The sequence below is a fragment of the Lentzea nigeriaca genome, from assembly GCF_016907955.1.
In the GTDB taxonomy this organism is placed as follows: Bacteria; Actinomycetota; Actinomycetes; order Mycobacteriales; family Pseudonocardiaceae; genus Lentzea; species Lentzea nigeriaca.
Genome location: NZ_JAFBCX010000010.1, coordinates 152,859 through 176,250, shown reverse-complemented (window position 1 = coordinate 176,250; position 23,392 = coordinate 152,859). Strand labels below are relative to the sequence as shown.

The following is a 23,392-nucleotide window of genomic DNA, read 5'->3' as shown; positions in this document are numbered from 1 at the left end:
GGGTGCTCGAGCTGAGGAACCTCAGTGTCCACTATGGACACAAGCGCGTCGTCGACGACGTGAACCTGACGCTGGCGCCGGGCCAGACCCTGGGCCTGGCCGGCGAGTCGGGGTCAGGCAAGTCGACGGTGGCGATGTCGGTGCTGCGGCTGCTGCCGAGGACCGCGCGGGTCGAGGGCGAGATCCTGCTGGACGGCGAGGACGTCGCGACGATGTCGTGGGGCCGGTTGCGGGCGGTGCGGTGGGCGGGGGCGTCGATCGTGTTCCAGGGCGCGATGCACTCGCTCAACCCGGTGCAGCGTGTCGGTGACCAGATCGCCGAGCCGATGCGCCTGCACGGCACGCGAGGGAGCGTCCGCGAACTCCTGCACCGAGTGGAGCTGCCGCCGGAGAAGGCGCGGGCCTACCCGCACGAGCTGTCGGGCGGGCAGAAGCAGCGGGTCATGATCGCGATGGCGCTGGCGTGCGGGCCGCGGCTGGTGATCGCGGACGAGCCGACGACGGCGCTGGACGTGGTCGTGCAGGCGCAGGTGCTGGCGGTGCTGAAACGCCTGGTGGCCGAGCAGGACCTGGGGCTGATGATGATCAGTCACGACCTGTCGGTGCTTGCCGAGACGTGCGACGAGCTGGCCGTGATGCACCGCGGCGAGCTGGTCGAGCGGGGCCGCACACGTGAGGTGATCGCGAACCCGCGGCACCCGCACACGGCGGCGCTGACGGCGGCGTTCCCGGTGATCGGCGATCCGGCGCACCGCTGGGCCGAGCCCGGAAGAACCGCGGAACCGCTCCTGGAGGTGCGGGATCTCACGGTGGACTACGGTCGGACCCGCGCCGTCGACGCGGTGGACCTGACGGTCGGGCGGGGCGAGATCGTGGCGTTGGTGGGGCAGTCCGGCTCCGGCAAAACGACACTGGCTCGCACCATCATGGGGCTCAGGAAACCGTCCTCCGGACGGGTGATCTTCGACGGTGCCGAGGTACCGCGCAGCGGCAAGGCGCTCAAGGCGTTCCGGCGGCAGGTGCAGCTCGTGCTGCAGGATCCGGCGAGCGCGCTCAACCCGCGCCACACCGTCCGCGCCGCGGTCGCGGAGGGATTGCGGGTCCACGACGTTCCCGGTGATGAGCAATCGCAGGTCACAGCCGCTGTCGAACACGCGGAACTGCGTCCGGCGAGCCTCTACCTGGACTCGTTGCCGCACGAGCTGTCCGGGGGTCAGCAGCAGCGCGTGGTGATCGCCGGAGCACTGGTGCTGCAGCCCCGTCTGCTGGTCGCCGACGAGCCCGTCGCGTCGCTGGACGCCTCGGTGCGCGGGGAGATCGTGGCGCTGCTGCTGCGGTTGCGGCGTGAGCTGGGCCTTGCTTCATTGATCATCACGCACGATCTCGGGCTGGCGTGGCAGATCGCCGATCGGGTCGCGGTGATGCATCAGGGGAAGATCGTGGAACAAGGCTCGGTGGAACAAGTGCTGCTCAACCCTTCTCACGACTACACGCGCGCGCTGCTGCGCGCGGTGCCTCAGGTCTGACGTGATCCCGCTCGAACACGCCCGCCTGCGGGCCTCGCCGACGCCTGCCGAGATCGGCCGGGGCGGGGTCGATGGCCGGGTGGATGTCGACGACGTGCCGACGCTGGGCGTGGGAACGACCTGTGCCGCCCGGCACGGCCGCGACGGCATTGGCGCACGCGGCGCGCATCCACGGGTGGTGTCGCGGGAGTGTCTGGAGGTGCTGCGCCGTCACCCCAGCGAGGTGGCCGAGGCAGACCTGCGGACGTTCCTCGCGCACCGCTAGCTGCCTGCGTGGCTGGGGTGGCGGCGGATCACGGCCCGGCCAGGGCGGCGAGTTCGGCGCGGACGGCGGTCTCGGTCAGCAGGTTGCGCTGTCCCACGGCTCGCCTGAGCGCCTCCCGCAGGTGCTCACGGGCCCCGGCGTCGTCGCGTCGGGCTTTCGCGATGCGGCCGCGTTCGAACGCGATCTGGCACCGCATCTCGTCGGGGCTGTACCAGCCGCCGGGTGTCAGCTCCCACGCCTGGTCGCACTCGGCCCACGCCGTGTCGAGATCACCGTTGCGGCGGGCGAGCCCGGCCCGGCCGAGGTGACAGGTGGCCCGCACGAGCGGTGACCCAGCCCGCGTGGCCAGCTCGAGAGCCTCGTCGTAGTCCGGCGCCGCGCCCTCGGCGTCGCCTGAGGCGAGCCGGGCGCGCGCCCGCACGACGAGCAGCTCGGCGAGGTCCTCGGTGGCTCCCAGCTCGGCGAGCAGTGTGTGAGCCCGCCCGACCGCCTCCAGCGCCACCTCGGGCTCGCCCGCTTCGAGGGCGAGCTCGCCGAGCTGGTGGTGCGCGAGCGCGGCACCCCAGCGGTCACCCACGCGCTCGAACGCCAATGCACCGTGCGCCAGGAGATCCCGCCCGGCCTCCCGGTCGCCCTGCATCCGGGCCATGAGACCGTCACCGACCAGGGCCAGCGCACCGCTCCACGGGTCACTGCCGACGAGCCGGTGACGGCGATGCCAGGTCTGGGAATCGTTCTCGGGCGCACCGAACGCCATACCCCACATCATGGTCATGATCGGATAGCGCGGCGGCCCGTCCAGCGCGCCGAGCAACGCGTCGGCCTGCCCGATCCTCGCCGTCTGGTCACCCGTCGCGACAGGCCAGGCGATCAGCAGGCACAACGCGTACTCCTGCTCCCGTCCCGCCGGCGCTGTCTCCCCGCACGCCCGGATCACCGCCTCCGCCTGCTGGGCGGCTTCCGTGCGCAGGCCGCGGCACCAGTAGTAGGTCGACAGTGCCGCGACGAGCTCCAGGGCGAGTGTGACGTCGTGGGCGGTGGACCAGGTGATGGCCGCGGTGAGGTTGTCGTGGTCGGCCGCGAGCGCGGTGATCCACTCGATCTGCTCGTGGGCGCGCAGGTGCGGTTCGGCTTCCTGGGCTCTGGCGAGGAACCAGCGGGCGTGACGGTCCGCGAGACCGGACGCGCGGGTGGCGCAGAACGCGCGGATGGTGTCGAGCATCCGGTAGCGGTCGCCGACGACCTCGACGAGTGACTTGTCCGCCAACGAGGTCAGAGTGTCCACATCGGACTCGCACACCGCCGTCACGGCGTCGAGACTCGCGCCGCCGCTGAACACGGTGAACCGGGCGGCGAGGTCACGTTCGGCGTCGGTGAGCAGATCCCAGCTCCACTCCACGACGGCGTGCAGCGTGCGGTGCCGGGGCGCGGCGGTCCGGCTTCCCCTGGACAGCAACCGGAACCGGTCGTCGAGCCGGGCCGCGATCTCGCTGATCGGCAGGGACCGCACGCGTGCGGCGGCGAGTTCGATGGCGAGCGCGATGCCGTCCAGCCGCCGGCACACCTCGGCGATGACGTCGTGGCCTGCGTGAAAACCCGGCTTGACCGCCTGGGCCCGGTCGAGGAACAGGCGAGTGGCGGCCTCGACGTCCAACGCCGTCACGGGGCTGAGGGTCTCCCCGGTGATGCCGAGCGGTTCGCGGCTGGTCGCGAGCACCCGCACGTCCGGGCACGTCGTGAGGATGTCCCCGAGCACACGGGCGGCGTCGTCGACGACGTGCTCGCAGTTGTCCACGACCAGCAGCACGTCCCGTGCCGCCAGCGCCGCCCGCAGCCGGTCCCGCACGCTGACCGGCCCGGCCGAGAGCAACCCGGCCTCGCGCACCCCGACCCCGTCGAGCACCGCGCGGGCCACGTCGGCCGTGGCGCTGAGATCGACGAACGCCACCTCACCCGGCTCGCGGTGGGCGACCTCGACGGCGAGCCGGGTCTTGCCGGCGCCGCCGGGCCCGATGAGCGTGACCAGCCGGTTGTCCCGCAACCACTTCGACACCCGCCGCAGATCCTCGTCGCGGCCGACGAAGCTGGTGAGCTGCGCGGGCACACCCCGATGCGGCGCCTCGGCCCGCAGCACCTCCAGATGCGCGACGGCCAGCGCGGGGGAGGGATCGACGCCGAGCTCGTCGGCGAGCAGTTCCCGGCCCCGCGCGAACACCTCGAGCGCCTCGGTCTGCCGGCCGTCGCGGTGCAGCGCCCGCATCAACGCCGCCCTGACGTCCTCCCGCAACGGATGCCGCCCCAGCAGATCGCGGAGGCCGTCAGTCGTCCCGCCGGAAAGTACGCAGTTGATGAACACTTCTGACAGCCGCTGCCGGGCCACCACGGCGAAAGGCGCCTCGACGTCGGCCAATGCCGGGCCGCGCCACAACGCCAGCGCCTCAGCGGCTCGGCCTGCTTCGAGCAGCTCGACGCACCGCAGGTGATCCACTTCAGACGCCTCGGCGACCAGCCGGTAGCCCGCGGGATGGTGCTCGATCACCAGACCCGGCACGGTCCGCCGCAGCCTCGACACCTGCGACTGCAACGCATTCGCCGCACCAGCGGGCGGCTCGGCGTACAGACCGCTGATCAGCTGCTCGTGCCCGACGATCCGCCCGGCGTCGAGCACGAGCATCGCCAGCAACGCGCGCTGCCGCGGCGCGGCGACCTCCACGCCGTCGACCAGCACCGGACCGAGCACCCCGAACCTCACGAGGCCTGATTGTTCCCGAGCCCGATGATCGGCGAGGCCGGAACGCGATCAGCCGAGCTCGCGCCCGGTCGTCGCGTCGACGTGCGCCGGGACCTCGTCGTGCCGATCGCCGACCGTCAGCGTCCCGGAAGGCTCGAACATCAGGATCTGCGCACCGTGCGGCGCCGACGGCCGATGGAACGTCCCGCGCGGCACGGTGAACACCGCACCCTTGACCAGCACGACCGTGCGCTCACCATCAGGCTCCCGCAGCCCGATGCGCAGCTCACCGTCAAGAACCAGGAAGAACTCGTCGGTGTCGTCGTGGACGTGCCACACGTGCTCACCCTCGACCTTCGCCACCCGCACGTCGTAGTCGTTGACACGGGTGACGATCCGAGGGCTCCACACGGCGTCGAACGACGCCAGAGCGCGCTCCAGAGCAATGGGTTCGTTGTTCACCCGCCCAGCCTCGCCGCAGACGACGCCAGAACGTGAGTGCTAGGAATCGCACATGCCGCAAGAATCCTCGCACCGCGTCGTCGTCATCGTCGACGAGAACTCCAACCCGTTCGAACTCGGCTGCGCCACCGAGATCTTCGGCCTGCACCGCCCCGAGATCGGCGGCCACCTCTACGACTTCCGCCTCTGCTCACCCGACCCGCACACGACCATGCGCGACGGCTTCTTCACCCTCACCGGCGTCACCGGCCTGCACGCCACCGACACCGCCGACACCCTCATCGTCCCCAACCGCCCCGACGTCGCCACACCCCGCCGCCCCGAGGTCCTCGACGCCATCCGCCGCGCCCACACCCGCGGCGCACGCCTGGTCGGCTTCTGCAGCGGCGCCTTCACCCTCGCCGAAGCCGGAGTCCTCGACGGCCGCCGCGCCACCGCCCACTGGCAGTGGGCCGACGACTTCCGCACCCGCTTCCCGGCAGTCCAGCTCGAACCCGACGTCCTGTTCGTCGACGACGGCGACATCCTCACCTCCGCGGGCAGCGCCGCCGCCCTCGACCTCGGACTGCACCTCGTCCGCCGCGACCACGGCGCCGAGATCGCCAACGCCGTGTCGAGAAGGCTCGTCTTCGCCGCCCACCGCGACGGAGGACAACGCCAGTTCGTCGAACGCCCCGTACCCGACGTCCCGGACGAGTCACTGGCACCGGTCCTGGCCTGGGCCCAGCAACGCCTGGACACCGCCCTCACCGTGGCCCACCTCGCGGCACAGGCCGCGGTCAGTCCCGCGACCCTGCACCGCCGCTTCCAGGCCCAGCTCGGCACCACCCCACTCGCGTGGCTCACCGGCGAACGAATCACCCTGGCCCGCCGCCTGATCGAACTGGGGGAGGCCCGCTTCGACATCGTCGCCCGGCGCACCGGACTCGGCACCGCCGCCAACCTCCGCGCCCTGATGCGCCGGGAAACCGGGCTCACACCCTCGGCCTACCGCCGCCGGTTCAGCTCAGCGCCCGCAGAATGATCCGCTCCACCACCCGCGTCTTCTCATCCGCGTAGTCCTGCACCCGATCCCACGTCCGCGTCGCCAGCTCCCGCTTCACCGCCTCGTACTCCGCCCGGTCGCCCGCGTTGCCCCGCAGCCGGTCGCGGAAGACCAGCATCCGGTCGATCTCCTCGCACGCGGGGGAGAAGACGTGCAGATTCACCTCCGGATCCGAGTCCTTCAGCAACCGGTGCCGATACCACCCCGGCTCCCGCAACCGCAGGTAGTAACCCGCCTCCACCAACGCCGGCACGTACGCGTCCTCGTCATCGGAATCCGGCACCACCAGCAGAATGTCGATCAACGGCTTCGCCGCCAGGCCCGGCACCGACGTCGACCCCACGTGCTCCAGCCGCACTACCGCCGAGCCCAGGGCACCCCGGATCCGCGCCTCCTCCCGCGCGTACCAGTCAGGCCACGTCGGGTTGTACTCCTCCAACGTGATCCGCACGTTCCGCGGCGTCTCCGTCACGTACTCGACCTCACCCTCCGCAGGCCGCCACGCGACATAGGCGCGCTCGAGGATCTCCAGCACCACCTCGTTCTTGGCCACCGCGTAGTCCTGCACCCGCTCCCACTCCCGCGCCGCGAGCTTCCGCTTCGTCTCCGCGTACAACTCCCGGTCGCCGTCGTCGGCCCGCAACCAGTCCCGGAACAACAGATGCCGCCGCACCTGCGCACACCCACGCGAAAACACGTGCAGGTTCACGTTCGTAGCCGACTGATCCGACTCAGCACCCTTGAGAACGCGGTGGTCGTGCCAGTCGTCCTCGCGGATCGTCACCCGATACCCCGCGGCCTCCAGCGCGGGCACATACGACGCCTCATCCCGCGCGTCGCCCACCACCAGCAACATGTCGATCACCGGCTTCGCACACAACCCCGGCACCGACGTCGACCCCACGTGCTCCAGCTCAGCCCCCGGCAACACGCCCAGAATCCGTTCCCGCTCCCGCTCGTACAAGCCAGGCCAGGCAACGTCGTACTCGGCCAGTTCGATGTTCACGGCCTTCCCCCAAGTCCACTAGGCAGTCGGCCAGAATATCAACTACCGAACAGATCACCGGCCGAAGCCACCCGCTCCAGCACCTCGTCCGCCGTGAACACCAGCTCCTCCGGCACCTGACAGTCCTCGACCTCGTCCCACGTGATCGGCGTCGACACCGTCGGCCGCTCCCGAGCCCGCAACGAATACGGCGCCACCGTCGTCTTCGCCGGATTGTTCTGCGACCAGTCGATGAACACCTTCCCGGTGCGCGCCGCCTTCGCCATCGTCGCCACCACCAGGTTCGGCATCTCCTTCGCCAGCCGCTGCGCCACCGCCTTCGCGTACTCCGACGTGTCCTTCGCCGGCGCGTACGCGTACACCTGCATGCCCTTGTTCCCCGACGTCTTCGCCCACGCGTCCACACCGTCGTCGTCCAGCACCGTGCGCACCCGCTCAGCAACCCGGCAACACTCCACCACCGTCGCCGGCGCACCCGGATCCAGATCGAACACCAGCAGATCCGGATCCCGCTTGCCCCCACGCGGACCCACCGTCCACTGCGGAACGTGCAACTCCAGCGCCGCCAGATTCGCCAGCCACACCAACGTCGCCAACTCGTCCACCATCACGTAGTTGACCGTCTCGTTGCCCCGCGAACTGCCCGGCGACTCCAACCGCATCGTCCGCACCCACTCCGGCCGGTGCTCCGACGCGTTCTTCTCGAAGAACCACTTCCCGTCCACACCGTTCGGATACCGCTTCAACGTCACCGGCCGCTCCCGCAGATGGGGCAGCAGCACAGGCGCGATCCGCGTGTAGTAGTCGATCACCTCACCCTTGGTGAACCCGAACTCCGGATACAACACCTTGTCCAGGTTCGTCAGCTTCAACACCCGATCCTCGACCCGCACGGTGGCGTCACTGCTCAACCCGACGCACCTCCTCGGGCGACTTGTCCGGCCGCAACCCCCGCCACGCCGGAAACCGCATCCGCCCGTCCGGCGTCCACTGCCGGAACACCACCTCCGCCACCAGCTCCGGCTCCACCCACCTCGCGCCCTTCGCCCGCTCCCTCGGCACACCCGTCACGAACGGCGACGTCCTGCGCGCCAACGCCTTCAACCGCGGCGTCAACACCGCCAGCTCCGCGTCGTTGAACCCGGTACCCACCGACCCCGCGAACGCCAACCCGCCGTCCTGCGGGATACCCAGCAGCAACGCACCGATCACCCCCGCCCGCTTGCCTTCACCCATCCGCCAGCCACCGATCACCACCTCCTGCGCCATCAGATCGGTGATCTTGCGCCACACCGGCGACCGCATCCCCGGCTGATACGTCGAATCCAGCCGCTTCGCGACCACCCCCTCCAACCCCTGCTCCCGGCTCGCCGCCAGCACCGCCGCACCATCGGTGTCATAGGACGGGGGAGTGAGCCAGTTCGGACCCCGCAGCCCCAGCTCTCGCAGCAGCTCACGCCGTTGCCGAAACGGCAGCTGCAACGTCGAACGACCATCCAGATGCAACAGATCGAACAACAACAACGTCACCGGATACAGCCGCGCCGCCTTCCGCGCCGCCTCCGACTTGCTCACGTGCATCCGGTTCTGCAACGCGCTGAAACTCGGCCGCCCGTCCCGCAACGCCACGATCTCACCGTCGAGCAGCACCTCCGTCGACCCCAGCTGCTCACCCACGGCCTGCAACTCCGGATAAGCGACCGTGATGTCGTTGCCCAGCCGCGACCACGCCTGCACCCGGCCACCCTCGACCCTCAGGATCGCCCGCACACCGTCCCACTTGAACTCGTAAGCCCAAAGATCATCATCATCGTGGGGGAGGGGACCGGGCACCGCCAGCATCGGCTTGAGCATCTCCGGCAACGGCACCCAGTCCGGACGAACAGGCTCGTGCCGCCGCTTCATCATCCAGTTCTTGCCGTCATCACCCGAACGGAAGAACACGAACTGACCCTCGACACGATGACCGTGCAGGATCACGTCCACCTCGCGATCCGACCACTTCACCGTCTCGTACCGGCCGCGATCCCAGATGAACATCTCACCGCCGCCGTACTCACCCTTCGGAATCTCCCCGGAGAACTCCGCGTATTCCAAAGGGTGATCCTCGGTGTGCACCGCCAGCCGAATCACATCCGTCGTCGGCGGCAAACCCTTCGGCACCGCCCACGACACCAGCACACCATCACGCTCCAGCCGCACATCCCAATGCAGACTGCTCGCGTGATGCTCCTGAATCACAAACGTGTCGTTATCACCGCGCGGCAACTCGTCCGCGGCAGCAGGAACAGGCTCCGGAGTCCGCCCCGGATCCCGCTTCCGCCGGTACTCGTCGAGCCCGGCCATCTACGCCGACGAAGCCTTCTTCTTGGGCGGCGCCTTCTTCGCCGCACCCTTCCGCCCCGCCTTCGCCTTCTCCACACTGCGCTCCAGCGCCGTCATCAAGTCGATGACATCGCCCTTGTCCTCGACCTCCGGCTGCTCCGGCAGCTCAGCACCCTCCGCCTTCGCCGCGATGACCTTCTCCAGCGCATCCCGGTAGTCATCGGTGAACGTGTCCGGATCGAAGTCACCCGCCATCGACTCCACCAGCGACGTCGCCATCTTCAACTCCTGCGGCCGCACCTCCACGTTCTGCCCCAGGAAGTCGAACTCCGCCTTGCGGATCTCGTCCGGCCACAACATCGTGTGCATCACCAGCACGTCATCACGCGCCCGGATCGTCGCCAGCGTCTCCTTCTGCCGAATCGTGATCTTCACGACCGCCAGCTGACCTGTTTTCACGAGCGCATCCCGCAACAACACGTACGGCCGCGCCGCCGCCTTGTCCGGCTCCAGGTAATACGTCTTCTGGAAGAAGATCGGATCGATCTCCTCCGCCGGCACGAACTCCAGGACGTCGATCGACTTGTCGGTCTTCACCGGCAGCTTCTCGAAGTCCTCGTTCTCCATGATCACCATCCGGCCGTCGTCCAACTCGTAGCCCTTGGTGATGTCGCTGTACTCCACCTCGTTGCCGCACACCGAACAGACGCGCTTGTACTTGATGCGCCCGCCGTCCTCCCGGTGCACCTGGTTGAAACGAAAGTCGTGCTCCTCGACAGCCGTGTAGAGGCGCACGGCGATCGTCACCAACCCGAAGGAGATGGCCCCACGCCACACGGATCTCATTCTCACTGGGTACCCCTGAAATGCGGTTTTCGCACTATCAGGTCACCCACTCGGCCTAACGATTCGGCAACTGGGCGACCCCCGGCAGCCCGAGGATCCCGCACCGCGACGGCGCCACGCTAGATGTCCTTCAGCGCCCGATACGTCCGATTGCTCGCCACCGCCGCCCGCCGCTCACGCGCCGTCGCCTCGATGTAGTTCTGACTCGTCGCCAGACTCGCATGCCCCAGCAACGCCATGATCTCGCTCGCACTCGCACCGTCCTCCGCCAGCCGCGTCGCGAACGTGTGCCGCAGAGCGTGCAGATTCGCCCCCGTCGGCACCCTGTCGTTCAACCCCGCCCACCGGAAACACGACTTCACCAGGTACTCCAGCCCACCCCGCCCGATCGGCTCACCATGCCGATCCCGCAGCAACGCGCTGTCCCGGTCGAACCGGCCCTGCGGAAACCGCTGCCGGCAACTCTTCAGATACGCGTCGACGATGCGCTCCATCGGCGGCTCGATCGGCACACTCCGGTCCCGGTTGCCCTTACCCCTCACGTGCAACCGCCGATCACCCTCCCTGCCGACGATCGACGCCAGCGTGAGCGTCCGCATCTCGGCACTGCGCAGACCCGCGACCAAGCCCAGCGCGATGACCAGCACGTCACGCTCCGGCCACGGGTCACGACCCTTCCGCGCACCCTCCGCGGCCGCGGTGAGCAGCTGTTCCGGCGTGTCCTCACCACGCAGCGGCTTCGGCACGAGCGGAGGGGTCTTGGGCCGGGCGACAGCGCCCATCGGGTTGCCGGCGATGAGATCCTCCGCCACACAGAACGTCAGGAACTGGTTCCACGTCGACCACGCGCGCAACACCGAGCTCTTGGCATGGGTGTCCGCGAAGAGCCCGAAGGCCCGGCGCAGGTTCGCCCCGGTGAGGTGCCCGACCGTGAGGCCCTCGACAGGGGAGTGGAGCGTCTCCGCCAGGAGTGTGTTCACACCGGCGAGATCGCGCCGGTAGGCCGCTGTCGTGTGCGGCGAGTCCTTGCGCGTCCGGCGGGCGAGGAAGAAGGCGTCCTGAGCGGCGAGCACGTACATATGGATCTTGTACCGCACGGCACCGACAATCCCGTGTTCTACCGGTGGACTCACGTGCTCGAGCATCACGAGTTCTGGGCCCGCAAGACTCGCGCAGACGGGCCGGGAGCGCATCCTGGCTGGCCGCCTCAAGTCGCGCCATGCCGCACCCCAACGCTGGGCTTTTTCTGGGCATCATGCTTCACTCACCACATGCCCAGAAAAAGCCCAGCAGAGGACGAGGTGCTCGCCGCGGTCAGACGGCTGCTGCGCCGCGGACTGCCAGTCACCCTGGCGGCCGTGGACCCGGTCCTGCTGGACCTGCGTGGCGTGATCGCCCGGACGGTCGACCCGGCAGACGAGGCCAGCCGCGCCACGGCGCTGGACGGAACCCTGCGTGGTCTGCTGGCCCGATTCCCCGATACCCGATACGCGACGGCGGCACGGGCGCTGTTCGGCCTGCCTCCAGCCACACCGGGAGTCAACCTGACGATGCGGCGCGAGCTCGCAGCCGAGCAGGCCGGCCACGAGGTGCACCACTTCCGCAAACGGATCGAGCCCAAGCTGGTGACCACGCTGGCGGCCGAGCTACTCGCCGACGCCGACCGGTTCACCCGCTCACCGCTGATCGCCCCCCGGCTCGCACCAACAGCCGCGCGCCAGCCGGTGATCGCAGACCCGTTCGCGTGGGAGGTGGCCGAGCAGGAGCAGCAGCTGTCGCTGTTGTGGTCGGCGATCTATGCCGCCCGCGCCGAGCTGCTCACCGTGGAACGGCTGATCAGCCTGCGGGCGGACCGAACCGACGTCCTCCGCGCCGCGGTGACCGCCGCGTGGCGGTGGGCCGTCGCCCGTGCCGAGGCGATCAGCTATACCACCGCCTTCGCCCCTGACCTCTCGGTGGACGATCTGACCGCGCTGGCCGGATGGACCCCACCGCTCACCGCAGCTCAGACGTCACGCCTGACCGAGGCTGCCGCCGGTGGCGCGAGCCGGGCGCAGTTCGTCGCGCACCTGCACGGCGAGACCGGTCTGAGCAACACCTGGACAGAAGGCTTCCTCACCGCACCACAAACCCCGACCCGTCAATGAGATCGGAAGCCCGTGACCAGCATCAACCCCAACCTGTCCGCTGTGCTCGCCGCAGCAGAGACCGGCGACCCCCGCCGCTACGTCATCACCGGCGGCCCATCCTCGGGCAAGGACGACTTGATCAGCGCGGTGCACGCCGCCGGGATCCCCTGCATGGTCGACGAGCCGGGGCGCGAGATCTACCGCAAGCACCGCGAACGCCTCGGCCGTCACCTGCGGAAGGAGGACCGGCGCGAGTACTCGCTCGAGGTCCTGGAAGCGTTCGTCGCCGAGCACACCTCGCACGTCCACGGAATCCGCTTCTACAACCGGGGCATCCCGGACGGCTACGGCTGGGAAGGCTTCTTCGGCCTCAAGCCCACACTCGAACTCGAAGAGGCGACAAAGCGGTACCGCTACGACGCGATCTTCGTGCTGGACCCGCTGGACACCTTCGAAGACCCCGACGACATCGTGTGGGCCAAGGACCGCGAGATCCGCCGAGTCCACGAGCTGATCGTGCAGGGCTACTACGACGCCGGGTACGAGCCGGTGTTCGTCGCGGCCGACTCGGCAACCGCCCGGCTGGACTTCATCTGCGCCAACCTGCGCCTGCCCAAACCCAGTCGAGGAGCGTGAACCCCATTGTCGCGCCACGGAAAACCCGCGCTCCTCGTCTCACCGAACAGCATCCTGGCCAACGCTCTACTGCGCTCGATCGACCTGCTCCGGCCCCGCGTGCTCGCCTCGCGCCCGAAGCGGATCGAGTTCGTGGTCGGCACGCAAGTCAACGGTGCCCCGCACCTGGGGACGAACCTGGTGCAGCCCGCACCTGGGGACGAACCTGGTGCAGACAGCGGCGTTCCTGCTCGCCAAGATCGCCCGACGGGAGTTCTCCATCGACACAGTCGTGCGGTTCGGTGCGCTGGACAACGCCCCGCACACCGTCGACCTGGACCCGGAAACCCATCACGCCTACCAAAAGACCTACTTCCACGTCCTGGGCAAAGACCAGATCGGTGAGCTGATCGAGGGCTATTACCAGGCGTTCTTCCGCTCGCTGTCGGAAGCGACGGACACTGCCTACGAACTGGAGACCTACACCGACCAGCAGGCAACGCCAGGGTTTCGGGCTGAGTTCCTGCGCACGCTGGAGCGCCTGGAGGACATCCGCTGGTGGATGGCACCCAGCCACGGGGTGGTGCACATCCGGGTGCCGTGCCCGGAGTGTGGATGGGCGGAAAAACGCGCCGACCGCACCCGGCTCGCCCACCTGGACGAGGACGGCGCCACCTTCACCGCAGTCTGTATGGACCACGGCAACTACGAGGTCCACATCGACCCCGAGGACGACACCCCGTACCTGGACCTGGCGACGCTGTACCGGAATCTGGTCAAGGAGCGCGCATTCGGCCGCGACACCAACGTGCTGCACGTGATGCTCAAGGGCGGCGACTGGGCCTTTGGCTGCCAACTCGTCGACGGCGCTCTCGGTGCCTTGGGCACGCCGGCCGCCCAAATGTCGATCCGGGTGTTCACCCCGCAGGTGCTCGCCCCGACCGGCGCGAAGCTGTCGAAATCGCTGCTGCGCGAACAGGGCCGCGCGGCTCTGCCTCCGGACGTCGAGCCGTGGATGCTCGACACCACCGCCTGGCCCGGCAACGTCGACGACTACGCCGACGCTCTGGTCTGGCTGGTCGGCGAACTGCTCACCGACCCCAAGCACTTCTTCCGCTCGTTCACCGTCAAGGAACTCGGCCGACTCATGACCCAACGCCCAGCCGAACCCACCGTCCGCGCCCACGAGATGGGCATCTACAAGCGCTACTTCGACCTCATCGCCCAAGGTCGCAAGACCACCGAGATCCGCGTCAACGACTCCAGCCGCCGCAACATCAAGCCCGGCTCACTGATCCGCTTCAACTGCCAGGGCGACAACGTCCTGACCCGCGTCACCAAGGTCAACCGCTACACCAGCTTCGAGGAGATGTTCGACCACGAACCGGTCGCCTCGGTGAACCCGACCGCCACCCGCGAGGACCAGCTCGTCAACATCCGCCAGATCTACCCGCCCGAACGTGAAGCTCTCGGCGTCGTGGCGATCGGCATCGAACTCGTCGACCCGCCCCGCCCAGTCTGATTCAACGTGACCAGGCCAAACGTGGCTTCCCATGATCTGGGTAGGGCACGACCTGGACAGTTCGCGCAGCAGGCCAGGGGAGGGGACTGACCTTCCCGTGGGCGTGACCAAGCGAGAATGCTGCTCATCGAGATCAGAACCGCGGATATCAGATGGCGTCTGACTGTCGCGAGGGACCGCTGAGCGATCTGCGTCCGGCATGTCGACGCCATCCGTTCGCATGTTCCGCAACTGACCGTGTGTTCCGTGCTGGATAATGGCGATTATGCATGAAATGTCCGTTTAGTCCGGGTTCGCCGGGCGCTGGACCAGGTGGCGTCACTTGTCGGGGATTGTGAGCGTAATGACGCGTCCCTGCGTACGTCTCACTGACGAGTCGTCGGTGTCGACCGCGCTCCGACATCGCCGGTGTTCAGATGTTGCGGCGTCTGCGAGTACGGCCAGCCTGCCCGCTGGCGGTGCTCGCAGACGCGCAACAGGGCCGGTTTCAACCCCTTCTGAAGGCGATCTTCGCAGGTCACCGTTTCGCCGATAATCTACATTATGTCAAGTAACGCGGATCGGGTCTCCCCGGCGTGCGCACCATGAACACGTCCACCGGGTCCTCGGTGTCGACGGTGAACCCGTGGCGTGCGTACAGCCGTTGGGCCGAACTGCCCTGCAGCACGTTCAACCGGACGACGACTCCGCTGCGGTCGCACCGCTCCAGCAGTTCGCGCAGCACGGCCGAGCCGACGCCCTGACCTTGCTGCTGCGGGTCCAGATAAAAGTGCTCCAGCCAGTGGGCGTCCTCGGCCGGGCGCAGCGCCACGCAGCCGGCGAAGAGGCCGTCGACCTCGATCACCTCGGTGTGGGCCGCGTCGAATCCGTCTCGCAGCCGTTGCCGCACGCGTTGCTCGTCGTACCGGCCGAGCCGGTCCAGGTCCGCCTTCAGAACCACGGCGCGCAGCTCGGCGACTGCCTCGACGTCGGAGATCGATGCCGGGCGCAGTGTCCAGTTCGCCATGATCGTGACGCTAGCTCCTGCCCCACTGCCCCATTACGTCACGGTGGCGATAGAGGTGCCGTGGCAGGCTTGAGTCTCATGATCGATGAGTTCGCCAAGGAGTATCTGCACAGCGATCTGCGGGAGCTGCGCGAGGTGATGGTGTGGAAGCTCGACGGCCTCGACGAGTCGGAGGTGCGCCGGCCGTTGACCGCGAGTGGCACGAACCTGCTGGGGTTGGTGAAGCATCTGACGTTGTCGGAGTCGCGGTATTTCGGTGAGGTGTTCGACCGGCCTTTTCCGGAGCCGATGCCGCGGTGGGACGATCTTGCGGCGCGTGGTTCGGACATGCGGGCTGCCGAGGGTGAGACGCGTGAGGAGATCGTTGGTCGTTATCGGCGCGTGTGGGCGCATTCGGATGCGACGATCGCCGCGTTGTCGGTGGACTCCCCTGGGTTTGTGCCGTGGTGGCCGCGGCCCAAGGTGATGTTGTTCAACGTTCTGGTGCACGTTCTGACGGAGACCGCGCGGCATGCGGGGCATGCGGACATCGTGCGGGAGCAGATCGACGGCGCGACGGGTGAGGGCCGGTGGTGAGGCTCTCGAGGTCAGGCACTGAGGCCTCTGAGCAGGGTGGCGAGGTAGCGGCGGGCGGTGGGCAGCCGGTCGGCGGGTCCGTCGCTGTGGACGTAGGTGGCGTAGGCGACGCCGCACATGAGCGGGACGATGTCGCCGTCGGCGAGGTCGGGCCGGACTGCTCCGGCTTGGCGGGCGCGGGCGAGCAGCTTGGTGCCGGTGGCCATCATCTGCTGTTTGAGTTCGGTGGTGCGTGGCAGGGCGTCGTCGGCGGTGGCGGCGACCTTGGCCAGTGAGGGGTCGCTGACCTGGGCTTCGACGAGCCGTGTCAGGAAGCCGGAGAAGGCCTGCCACGGGTCGTCGTCGGTCAGTGCTTTTTGGCCGTGGTCGACGAGTGCCTCCAGGCGAGGCGTGGCGACGGTCTCCAGGAGCGCTTCGGTGGTCGGGAAGTGCCGGTAGACCGTGCCGACGCCCAGTCCTGCGCGCCGGGCGACGTCGTTGAGCTGCAGCGGGGTGCCTTCGTCGACGAGTTCCCTGGCGACGGTGAGGATCCGGTCCCAGTTGCGGGCGGCGTCCTTGCGCTGCGGCGTCATGCCTCCAGCCTAATTGGATACCCCATCCGGAACGCGTTCGATCGGTGCGTGCTGTTCGGTGAGTTTGCGTACTGCCGCCGCAGTCCGCGGGTCTGTGGCCGCCTTGATGGGCGTGACGGGCGTGCCCTGGGGCCCGATCAGCAGGCCGGTCTGCAGGGTGTCGTCGGTGGCGGCGACGATGGACGAGCGCGCCGCCACCGACGCCGCTCCGGAGGTCGATCGCTCGAACTTCCGCCGCACCAACGGCCACAACAACCGCAGGCCGGGCGACACGATCTTGGCGTTGCGCATCGTGCCATCCGTCATGTCGGTGGCCGCTCCCCCGGGATCGGCCGCGAACACCGACACGCCACTGCCCTCCAGCCTCGCGGCGAGGTCGAGCGTGTAGGCGAGGTTCGCGAGCTTGGCCCGCCCGTACCAGTGGAAGCCGTAGTACCCGCCGGGCGGCTCGACCTCGTCGAACACCTTCTTCGCCAGCGCCACCGCCCCGCTCGTCACGTTGACCACCCGGCTGGGCGCGCCGCTCCGCAACGCCGGCAGTAGCAGTTCGGTCAGCAGGTACGGCGACAGGTGGTTGACCACGAACGACGCCTCGACCCCGTTGAGGTCGGTCCGGTCCTGGAACATCGCGCCGACGTTGTTGACCAGCACGGCCAGCTCCCCCTCGGTGGCGATCCGCTCCGCGAGCGTGCGCACCTCGTCGAGCACGGCGAGGTCGGCCTGCAGGAACCGCGCGGGCTCCCCTCCCCCTGCGTTGATCCTCTCGACGGCTCGAGCGCCACGTTGGGCGTTCCGTCCGACGACGGTGACCGCGTACCCGGCCTTCGCCAGCCCGACGGCTGTCTCGAGCCCGATGCCTCCGGTCCCCGCGGTGACCACTGCCTTGCTTACCATCACAACCCCAATCCGGATAGCTCATCCACTTACCTCCGCAACGCTAGCACACATCCGGATTCGGTATCCGTTTCTTCGCGTGCAGAATGCCGCCGTGGATCTCGGGGTGGTCGGCCAGGCAGCAGGCATGTTCGCGGTGACGAACGTCGACGACCTGGTGCTCCTCGCGCTCTTCTTCGCGCGGGCCCGCGTGGCCTGGCAGGTGGTCGCCGGTCAGTACCTGGGCTTCACGGGCATCCTCGCCCTGGCCGTCGTCGGCGCCCTCGGTGCCTCGCTCCTGCCGGAGCAGTTCCGCCCGTGGCTGGGTCTGATCCCCCTGGCCCTCGGTGTCAAAGCGGCTTGGTCACTCTGGCGCGGCAACGACGACGATGAGGAGCCGGACGCCGCCCCAGGCGTCCTCGCCGTGGCAGGCGTGACGCTGGCGAACGGCGGCGACAACATCGGCGTCTACGTCCCGGTCTTCACCGTCGCCGAATCCCTGTGGGTCTACGTGGCGGTGTTCCTGGTCCTGGTCGGCGTGTGGTGCCTGGCGGGCTGGTTCCTGGCGTCCCGTCAGGTGGTCGCGCGTGCTCTCGCCAAGTGGGGCCACATCGCCCTGCCTGTGGTGCTGATCGTGATTGGTCTTTTGGTGTTGTTCTCCGGCTGAGCACACGCATGTCGGGTAGAAAGCTTCGGGTGCGAAGGACCTACAGCTACAACGAGGCAGTGAAGAGCCTCGGCGGCAGGGAACACCCGATCGTCGCCAAGATGGACAAGCTGCTGAACGGCGCGCTGCTCGCGGGTTCGTTGGGGCTGTGGCAGGTGCTGGACCTGTTCGACGCCAAGCCGGACTTCATCAGGCTCAGCAACGAGCTGATCTCCAAGGTCTCCGCCCGGCGCCGCAACGTCAGCCGCTACACCCGCACGCAGCAGCTGCACGCCGCGCACGCGGTGCTGGTGATGACGGCGTTCTTCGAGGCGTTCGAAGAGCAGCGGGTGCACGTGAGCCTGCGTCCGCAGGATCGCGATCTGGTCGTCCGGTTCAACCCGTGGGACCTCAGCCTGCCGTTGCCTTCGGTTGGCCGCCCGTACGAGCACAACCTCGACCGGATCAACTCGTTCTACGTCACCATGGGCGTCGCGTTGTTCGACGTGTTGAGGAGCCTGGCGTCCTGGGACGAGCTCGACGAGACCCAGCGCGGTCGGGTGGATGAGGCGATCGGGCTCACCCTGCCGGGGCGGGCAGTCGAGCGGTACGAGGAGCTGCTCGGCCAGCTCGCGGCCGAATACCCGGAAGTCCGGTTCTGGTGTTCGGTGCACGACGCGCGTGCGACGCGATCCGCGTTGGCGCGGTTGGAGGAGGTGTTGCGGGAGACCACGACCGACCTGACCCCCGAAGTGCGGTTCAGCGAGCTGGCCGGCGCGTACCGGGGCGCGTTGCGGCGGCCGCTGGTGAAGTCGACCGAGGTGCCGGACGGGGTGCGGATCCCGAGTCTGGCCGAGGCTTATGTCGACCCGCGGTTCCAGGTGGTGATCGGCACCGAACGTGCGGCAGCGCCATCGCTGCACGCGTGGTGGGACGACGTGGAGGTCCGTGACGATCTCTACGCCTATCTGGTGGGGTATCTGACGTCGCCGGAGGCGTTGTCGTCGCCGCTGCTGGTGCTGGGTGATCCGGGGTCGGGCAAGTCGGTGCTGACCGAGATGCTGGCGGCGCGGTTGCCGGCGTCGGACTTCGCCGTGGTGCGGGTCGAGCTGCGCGGCACTCCCGCGGACGCTGATCTGAAGCGGCAGATGGAGCACGGCTTGCACGAGTTGCTGCACGAGCCGGTGAGCTGGGCCGAGTTCTCGCGGAGCACCGGCGGGGCGCTGCCCGTGGTGGTGTTGGACGGGTTCGACGAGCTGCTGCAGGCGACGGGCGTGAGCCAGACGCGCTACCTCACCGTGATCGCCGAGTTCCAGCAGACGCTGCAGGACATGGGCAGGCCTGCGGTCTTCGTCGTGACGAGCAGGCTGAGCGTCTGCGCTGGGCTGGAGTTGCCGGTGGGCACGCATGTGGTGCGGCTGCTGCCGTTCTCCGACGAGCAGGTCGCCGCGTGGCTGGCGGTGTGGAACGCGGTCAACCCTCCCCTGCCCGTCGAGACCGTGCTGGAGTACCGGGATCTCGCCTCGCAGCCGTTGTTGCTGCTGATGCTGGCGTTGTACGACGCGGTCGACAGCTCGTTCCAGCGTGATCACCTCGGTATGAGCAGGGGCCAGCTGTACGAGCGGCTGCTCGACCGGTTCGCGCGGCGTGAGGTGGCCAAGAGCGCCGGCACGGATGTCGACGAGGACGTTGAGTTCGAGCTCGAGCGGTTGTCGGTGGTCGGACTCGCGATGTTCAACCGCGGCGCGCAGTGGGTGGCCGAGCACGAGGTGACATCCGACCTGGCTCAGCTGCTCGGTGTCGAGTCGCCTGATCGCCGGATAGGAACCCGTACTCCCTTGTCGGCCGGCGAGACGGTTCTGGGGCGGTTCTTCTTCGTGCAGAAGACGGAGGCGGTCCGTGAGGACAAGACCAGGCTCCGCACCTATGAGTTCCTGCACGCGACCTTCGGCGAGTACCTGGTCGCCCGGTTCGTGTGGGGCCGGCTGGACGATCTGCGCCGCGAGGATGCCGCCCGGTCGCGCCGCAAGTCCACTGTGGACGACACGGAGCTGTACTCCGTCCTGTCGTTCACGGCGCTGACCACGAGCAAGCCGGTGCTGGACTTCCTGCGGGAGTTCGCGAGGGCGGCGGACGCGGAGGAGCTGTTCGACCTCGTGGTGCGGTTGTTCGGGGCGCGCAACGAGCGGCGGCTGTCACGTGGGGTCTACGAGCCCAACGTGATGACCGACTCGGCGAGGGACGCGACGTATTCGCTGAACCTGGTCGCGTTGGCGCTGGTGTTGCGCGACAAGGTCTACGCGCCCGACCTGAACGTGAGCGTCGAGGACTGGCAGCGCGAGGCGTTGTTCTGGAAGTCCCGCCTGTCCTCGGCCGAGTGGGCGAGTGTCGTGCGCGGGTTGTGGGTCGAACGGGATCGCGATCGGCATTTCGCCGTCAGCCTGAGGGTCGGGACGGGAGACAGGGAGCGGGACTGGATCCTGATGTCCGAGCCGTACGTGACGCTGGACGCGGTCGCGGTGACGTTGCGGGACGCGGTGACACCGCTCGCGGCGGCGCACGGCATCGAGGCGACAGCTGCACTGATCATGTTGGCGGCGACACCGGTGGAGAAGTGCCTGCCCGCCCTGGTGCGGCTTGCCGAGCTGCCGGTGCCTCGCTCGCTGTTCGTGGAGCAGCTCTTCGCACGGATCGGGCGTGGAGGCGACGATCTGGCGATCCTGCAGAAGTACGGTACGAAAGCCGACGTGGCCAACGTCGAAGCGCTGGACGCGTGGCTGCGGTTGCACGAGCGAGGTTTCAGGTTCCCGGCCGACCGGGACTTCCTCGACGTGACCGGTTACCTGAGCGTGTGCGACGTCTCCACGCTGACTGCGGGTCGGCCGGATCTGCTCAAGCGGGCCAAGGCGGCGGCTGCTGATCTGGGTGTTGAATTGCAGCCGCGAGGGCCTCGGCCAACTGAGCGAGATCCTGTTCCGTGAGGTCGCGCTCCCCCACCCTCCGCAAGATCTCCGTGCGCGAGCACACCACCACCGCGCCCGTGTAACCACCGAGCTTGGCGGCAGCCACGATCTCCGTCGAGCCGTTGTGCACCACCAGGATCGGGTCCGGGGTGTCGGTGTAGAGCAGGTGCTCGATGTCCCGTCCGGTGATGGCCATGGTCAGTCTTGTACGGCGCGGGCGTAGCGGGCCGCAAGGGTGCGAACGTGTGCCACGAGTTCGGGTGGTGAGGTGACTTCGAAGTCGTGGCCGAGCATGCCGATCCAGACGGCGAGTGTTTCGACGGTGTCGGCGCCGGTGACGAGGACGCAGGTGGTGGCGTCGACGGCTTCGACGGTGCCGACGGCGGCGGTGATGCGGGTGGCGACGACGTCGGCTGGGGCGTGGACGAGGACGCGGGCCTGGAAGCGCCAGGCGGCTGAGGTGGTGCTGGAGGCGACGTAGGTGGTGGCGTCGAAGTCGCGTGGGGTGAAGCGGGGGCCGAACGGGGGGTGGGGCGGGCTGATGCGGTCGACGCGGAAGCTGCGCCAGTCGGTGCGGTCGCAGTCCCAGGCGACGAGGTACCAGCGGCGGCCCCAGTTGACGAGGCGGTGGGGTTCGACGCGGCGGCGGGAGGGGGTGCCGTCGTGGGAGTGGTAGTCGAAGCGGATGGTGTCGCTGTCGCGGCAGACGGCGGCGAGGGTGGAGAGGAGTTCGGGGTCGAGGGCGGGCCCGGGGGTGTCTCGTGGGACGGATTCGATGTGGTGCAGGGCGGAGACGCGGTGACGCAGGCGTGAGGGCAGGACCTGTTCGAGTTTGAGCAGGGCGCGCAGGGAGACTTCTTCGAGGCCGGTCACCGCGTTGGTGCGCAGGGCGGCGGCGACGGCGACTGCTTCGTTGTCGTCGAGCAGCAGCGGTGGGAGTTCGGCGCCGGCGCCGAGGCGGTAGCCGCCGAAGGTGCCGGTGGTGGCGTTGACGGGGTAGCCGAGTTCGCGCAGGCGGTCGATGTCGCGGCGGACGGTGCGCTGGCTGATCTGGAGTTCGTCGGCGAGTTCCGCGCCTTGCCAGTCGCGGCGGGACTGCAGGAGGGCGAGCAGGCGCAGCAGGCGTGCCGAGGTTTCCAACATGCCTGCAGACTTTAGGACAGGAGTTGGCCACAAGGCCTTCTAGCCTTGGGTTATGACGGAGATCAGGGAATTCCACATCGCGGTCGACGAGGCGGACGTCGAGGAGCTTCGGTTCCGGTTGGCGCGGACGCGGTGGACGGACCAGGTGCCGGGGGCGGGCGCGCGGTACGGGGACGCGGTCGAGACGGTGCGGGAGATGGCTCGGTACTGGGCGGAGGAGTTCGACTGGCGGGCGGTGGAGCGCACGCTCAACGCGCACCCGCAGTTCGTGACCGAGATCGACGGGACGAATGTGCACTTCCTGCACGTGCGGAGCGCGAATCCGGAGGCGTTGCCGTTGCTGATGATTCACGGCTGGCCGGGGTCGATCATGGAGTTCGTGGGGGTGATCGACCGGTTGCGGGACGACTTCCACCTGGTGATCCCGTCGATTCCGGGGTTCGGGTTCTCCGGGCCGACGACCGAGACCGGCTGGCACTCGGGGCGGATCGCGAGGGCGTTCGTGGAGCTGATGGCACGGCTGGGGTACGAGCGGTACGGGGTGCACGGCAACGACGCGGGGGCGCTGATCGCGCCCGAGGTGGGTCGGGCGGACACAGAGCACGTGGCGGGGGTGCACGTGACGCAGGTCTTCTCGTTCCCGTCGGGTGATCCGGCGGAGATGGAGGGGCTGACCGAGGAGGACTTCCGGCGGCTCGGGGTGCTGCAGAACTTCTGGGAGAACCTGTCGGGGTATGCGAATTTGCAGCAGGCGCGGCCGCAGAACGTGGCGTTCGCGCTGGCGGACTCCCCCGTCGGGCAGCTGGCGTGGACGATGCAGCTGATGGGTGAGCCGGCGGTGACGAGGGACTTCCTGCTGGCGAACGTGTCGATCTACTGGTTCACCGCGACGGCGGGGTCGTCGGCGCGGTTGTACTTCGAGGACAAGCACCGCGAGGACACGCCGACGGAGCCGACGACGTTCCCGCTGGGTGTGGCGGTGTTCCGGGACGACTTCCAGACCGTGCGGCGGTTCGCCGAGCGCGATCACCACAACATCGTGCACTGGTCGGAGTTCGCGACGGGTGGTCACTACTCCGGGCACGACGCGCCGGAGGAGCTGTCCGGTGATCTGAAGGCGTTCTTCGCGAAGATGTAGGTC

21 protein-coding genes are annotated in these 23,392 nt (G+C 68.6%); 10 read left to right on the top strand and 11 right to left on the bottom strand.

Translation table 11 applies throughout. The features are described 5' to 3' along the window. Window positions 1–2 precede the first annotated feature (2 nt). Both nikE and JOD27_RS30805 read left to right on the top strand, forming a co-directional pair. Window positions 3–1,526 carry a nickel ABC transporter ATP-binding protein NikE gene (gene nikE / locus JOD27_RS30810; RefSeq protein WP_204765801.1) on the top strand — a complete coding sequence of 508 codons (1,524 nt, stop codon included), beginning with the start codon at window positions 3–5 and terminating at the stop codon, window positions 1,524–1,526. A 1-nt stretch (window position 1,527) separates the two neighbouring features. Then, on the top strand, window positions 1,528–1,791 hold the full coding sequence (locus JOD27_RS30805) for a hypothetical protein (RefSeq protein ID WP_204765800.1): 264 nt from the start codon (window positions 1,528–1,530) through the stop codon (window positions 1,789–1,791). 28 nt (window positions 1,792–1,819) lie between these two features. Here the strand turns inward: JOD27_RS30805 and JOD27_RS30800 are convergent, their stop codons facing one another. Together JOD27_RS30800 and JOD27_RS30795 are read right to left on the bottom strand one after the other, a co-directional pair. After that, complete coding sequence (locus tag JOD27_RS30800) at window positions 1,820–4,543, bottom strand: AfsR/SARP family transcriptional regulator (RefSeq protein WP_204765799.1); 2,724 nt, start codon at window positions 4,541–4,543, stop codon at window positions 1,820–1,822. Between the two features lie 48 nt (window positions 4,544–4,591). Then, window positions 4,592–4,984, bottom strand: a complete 393-nt coding sequence (locus JOD27_RS30795) for a cupin domain-containing protein (RefSeq protein WP_204765798.1) — start codon at window positions 4,982–4,984, stop codon at window positions 4,592–4,594. Window positions 4,985–5,036: 52 nt separating this feature from the next. Between JOD27_RS30795 and JOD27_RS30790 the strand changes: the two genes are divergently transcribed. Next, window positions 5,037–6,008 carry a GlxA family transcriptional regulator gene (locus tag JOD27_RS30790; protein ID WP_204765797.1) on the top strand — a complete coding sequence of 324 codons (972 nt, stop codon included), beginning with the start codon at window positions 5,037–5,039 and terminating at the stop codon, window positions 6,006–6,008. Here JOD27_RS30790 and JOD27_RS45360 read toward each other — a convergent pair. From JOD27_RS45360 to JOD27_RS30760, 5 genes are all read right to left on the bottom strand, one after another. Next, window positions 5,986–7,035, bottom strand: coding sequence for a GrpB family protein (locus JOD27_RS45360; protein WP_307830420.1), 1,050 nt, complete (start codon window positions 7,033–7,035; stop codon window positions 5,986–5,988). The genes JOD27_RS30790 and JOD27_RS45360 overlap by 23 nt on opposite strands. Window positions 7,036–7,073: 38 nt before the next feature. After that, on the bottom strand, window positions 7,074–7,946 hold the full coding sequence (ligD, locus tag JOD27_RS30775; RefSeq protein WP_204765796.1) for a non-homologous end-joining DNA ligase: 873 nt from the start codon (window positions 7,944–7,946) through the stop codon (window positions 7,074–7,076). Beyond that, window positions 7,936–9,381 carry a non-homologous end-joining DNA ligase gene (ligD, locus tag JOD27_RS30770; RefSeq protein ID WP_204765795.1) on the bottom strand — a complete coding sequence of 482 codons (1,446 nt, stop codon included), beginning with the start codon at window positions 9,379–9,381 and terminating at the stop codon, window positions 7,936–7,938. Before ligD (JOD27_RS30770) ends, ligD (JOD27_RS30775) begins: the two co-directional genes overlap by 11 nt. Continuing rightward, window positions 9,382–10,206 (bottom strand): non-homologous end joining protein Ku, encoded by an 825-nt coding sequence (ku, locus tag JOD27_RS30765; RefSeq protein ID WP_204765794.1) that lies wholly within the window; start codon window positions 10,204–10,206, stop codon window positions 9,382–9,384. A gap of 119 nt (window positions 10,207–10,325) precedes the next feature. Beyond that, a complete protein-coding gene (locus JOD27_RS30760) occupies window positions 10,326–11,303 on the bottom strand; it encodes a tyrosine-type recombinase/integrase (protein WP_204765793.1) in 978 nt (325 codons plus the stop codon). Window positions 11,304–11,477: 174 nt separating this feature from the next. Here JOD27_RS30760 and JOD27_RS30755 point away from each other — a divergent pair, with 174 nt between their 5' ends. The 3 genes from JOD27_RS30755 (at window position 11,478) to JOD27_RS46885 (ending at window position 14,472) form a co-directional block, all read left to right on the top strand. After that, complete coding sequence (locus JOD27_RS30755; RefSeq protein ID WP_204765792.1) at window positions 11,478–12,353, top strand: hypothetical protein; 876 nt, start codon at window positions 11,478–11,480, stop codon at window positions 12,351–12,353. A gap of 12 nt (window positions 12,354–12,365) precedes the next feature. Continuing rightward, the gene (locus JOD27_RS30750; protein ID WP_204765791.1) at window positions 12,366–12,971 is read left to right on the top strand and encodes an AAA family ATPase; all 606 of its coding nucleotides are present in this window, start codon (window positions 12,366–12,368) and stop codon (window positions 12,969–12,971) included. A 208-nt stretch (window positions 12,972–13,179) separates the two neighbouring features. Further along, window positions 13,180–14,472, top strand: coding sequence for an ASCH domain-containing protein (locus JOD27_RS46885; RefSeq protein ID WP_307830419.1), 1,293 nt, complete (start codon window positions 13,180–13,182; stop codon window positions 14,470–14,472). A 541-nt stretch (window positions 14,473–15,013) separates the two neighbouring features. Here JOD27_RS46885 and JOD27_RS30740 read toward each other — a convergent pair. Beyond that, complete coding sequence (locus JOD27_RS30740; RefSeq protein ID WP_204765790.1) at window positions 15,014–15,478, bottom strand: GNAT family N-acetyltransferase; 465 nt, start codon at window positions 15,476–15,478, stop codon at window positions 15,014–15,016. 78 nt (window positions 15,479–15,556) lie between these two features. On the opposite strand from JOD27_RS30740, the gene JOD27_RS30735 reads away from it, so the two are divergent. Then, window positions 15,557–16,054: a DinB family protein gene (locus JOD27_RS30735; protein ID WP_204765789.1), complete on the top strand. Its 498-nt coding sequence runs from the start codon at window positions 15,557–15,559 to the stop codon at window positions 16,052–16,054. Window positions 16,055–16,065: 11 nt separating this feature from the next. On the opposite strand, the gene JOD27_RS30730 is transcribed toward JOD27_RS30735, so the two are convergent. Next, window positions 16,066–16,626: a TetR/AcrR family transcriptional regulator gene (locus tag JOD27_RS30730; protein WP_204765788.1), complete on the bottom strand. Its 561-nt coding sequence runs from the start codon at window positions 16,624–16,626 to the stop codon at window positions 16,066–16,068. 9 nt (window positions 16,627–16,635) lie between these two features. Then, entirely contained in the window at window positions 16,636–17,520 is an 885-nt protein-coding gene (locus tag JOD27_RS30725) for an SDR family NAD(P)-dependent oxidoreductase (RefSeq protein ID WP_239569633.1), read from the bottom strand. A gap of 94 nt (window positions 17,521–17,614) precedes the next feature. Here JOD27_RS30725 and JOD27_RS30720 point away from each other — a divergent pair, with 94 nt between their 5' ends. Further along, on the top strand, window positions 17,615–18,166 hold the full coding sequence (locus JOD27_RS30720) for a cadmium resistance transporter (RefSeq protein ID WP_204765786.1): 552 nt from the start codon (window positions 17,615–17,617) through the stop codon (window positions 18,164–18,166). 29 nt (window positions 18,167–18,195) lie between these two features. Next, a complete protein-coding gene (locus tag JOD27_RS30715) occupies window positions 18,196–21,126 on the top strand; it encodes an NACHT domain-containing protein (protein WP_204765785.1) in 2,931 nt (976 codons plus the stop codon). Between the two features lie 180 nt (window positions 21,127–21,306). Here the strand turns inward: JOD27_RS30715 and JOD27_RS30710 are convergent, their stop codons facing one another. Next, the gene (locus JOD27_RS30710; RefSeq protein ID WP_204765784.1) at window positions 21,307–22,251 is read right to left on the bottom strand and encodes a helix-turn-helix transcriptional regulator; all 945 of its coding nucleotides are present in this window, start codon (window positions 22,249–22,251) and stop codon (window positions 21,307–21,309) included. A 52-nt stretch (window positions 22,252–22,303) separates the two neighbouring features. Between JOD27_RS30710 and JOD27_RS30705 the strand changes: the two genes are divergently transcribed. Beyond that, window positions 22,304–23,389, top strand: coding sequence for an epoxide hydrolase family protein (locus JOD27_RS30705; protein WP_204765783.1), 1,086 nt, complete (start codon window positions 22,304–22,306; stop codon window positions 23,387–23,389). Window positions 23,390–23,392: the final 3 nt, after the last annotated feature.

Bases quoted from the DNA above. Each gene is read 5' to 3' on its own strand.
- JOD27_RS30790 (WP_204765797.1), top strand. From the start codon at position 5,037: ATGCCGCAAGAATCCTCGCACCGCGTCGTCGTCATCGTCGACGAGAAC.
- ligD (WP_204765795.1), bottom strand. From the start codon at position 9,381: ATGGCCGGGCTCGACGAGTACCGGCGGAAGCGGGATCCGGGGCGGACT.
- ku (WP_204765794.1), bottom strand. From the start codon at position 10,206: ATGAGATCCGTGTGGCGTGGGGCCATCTCCTTCGGGTTGGTGACGATC.
- JOD27_RS30755 (WP_204765792.1), top strand. From the start codon at position 11,478: ATGCCCAGAAAAAGCCCAGCAGAGGACGAGGTGCTCGCCGCGGTCAGA.
- JOD27_RS30740 (WP_204765790.1), bottom strand. From the start codon at position 15,478: ATGGCGAACTGGACACTGCGCCCGGCATCGATCTCCGACGTCGAGGCA.
- JOD27_RS30735 (WP_204765789.1), top strand. From the start codon at position 15,557: ATGATCGATGAGTTCGCCAAGGAGTATCTGCACAGCGATCTGCGGGAG.
- JOD27_RS30730 (WP_204765788.1), bottom strand. From the start codon at position 16,626: ATGACGCCGCAGCGCAAGGACGCCGCCCGCAACTGGGACCGGATCCTC.
- JOD27_RS30725 (WP_239569633.1), bottom strand. From the start codon at position 17,520: ATGGTAAGCAAGGCAGTGGTCACCGCGGGGACCGGAGGCATCGGGCTC.
- JOD27_RS30710 (WP_204765784.1), bottom strand. From the start codon at position 22,251: ATGTTGGAAACCTCGGCACGCCTGCTGCGCCTGCTCGCCCTCCTGCAG.
- JOD27_RS30705 (WP_204765783.1), top strand. From the start codon at position 22,304: ATGACGGAGATCAGGGAATTCCACATCGCGGTCGACGAGGCGGACGTC.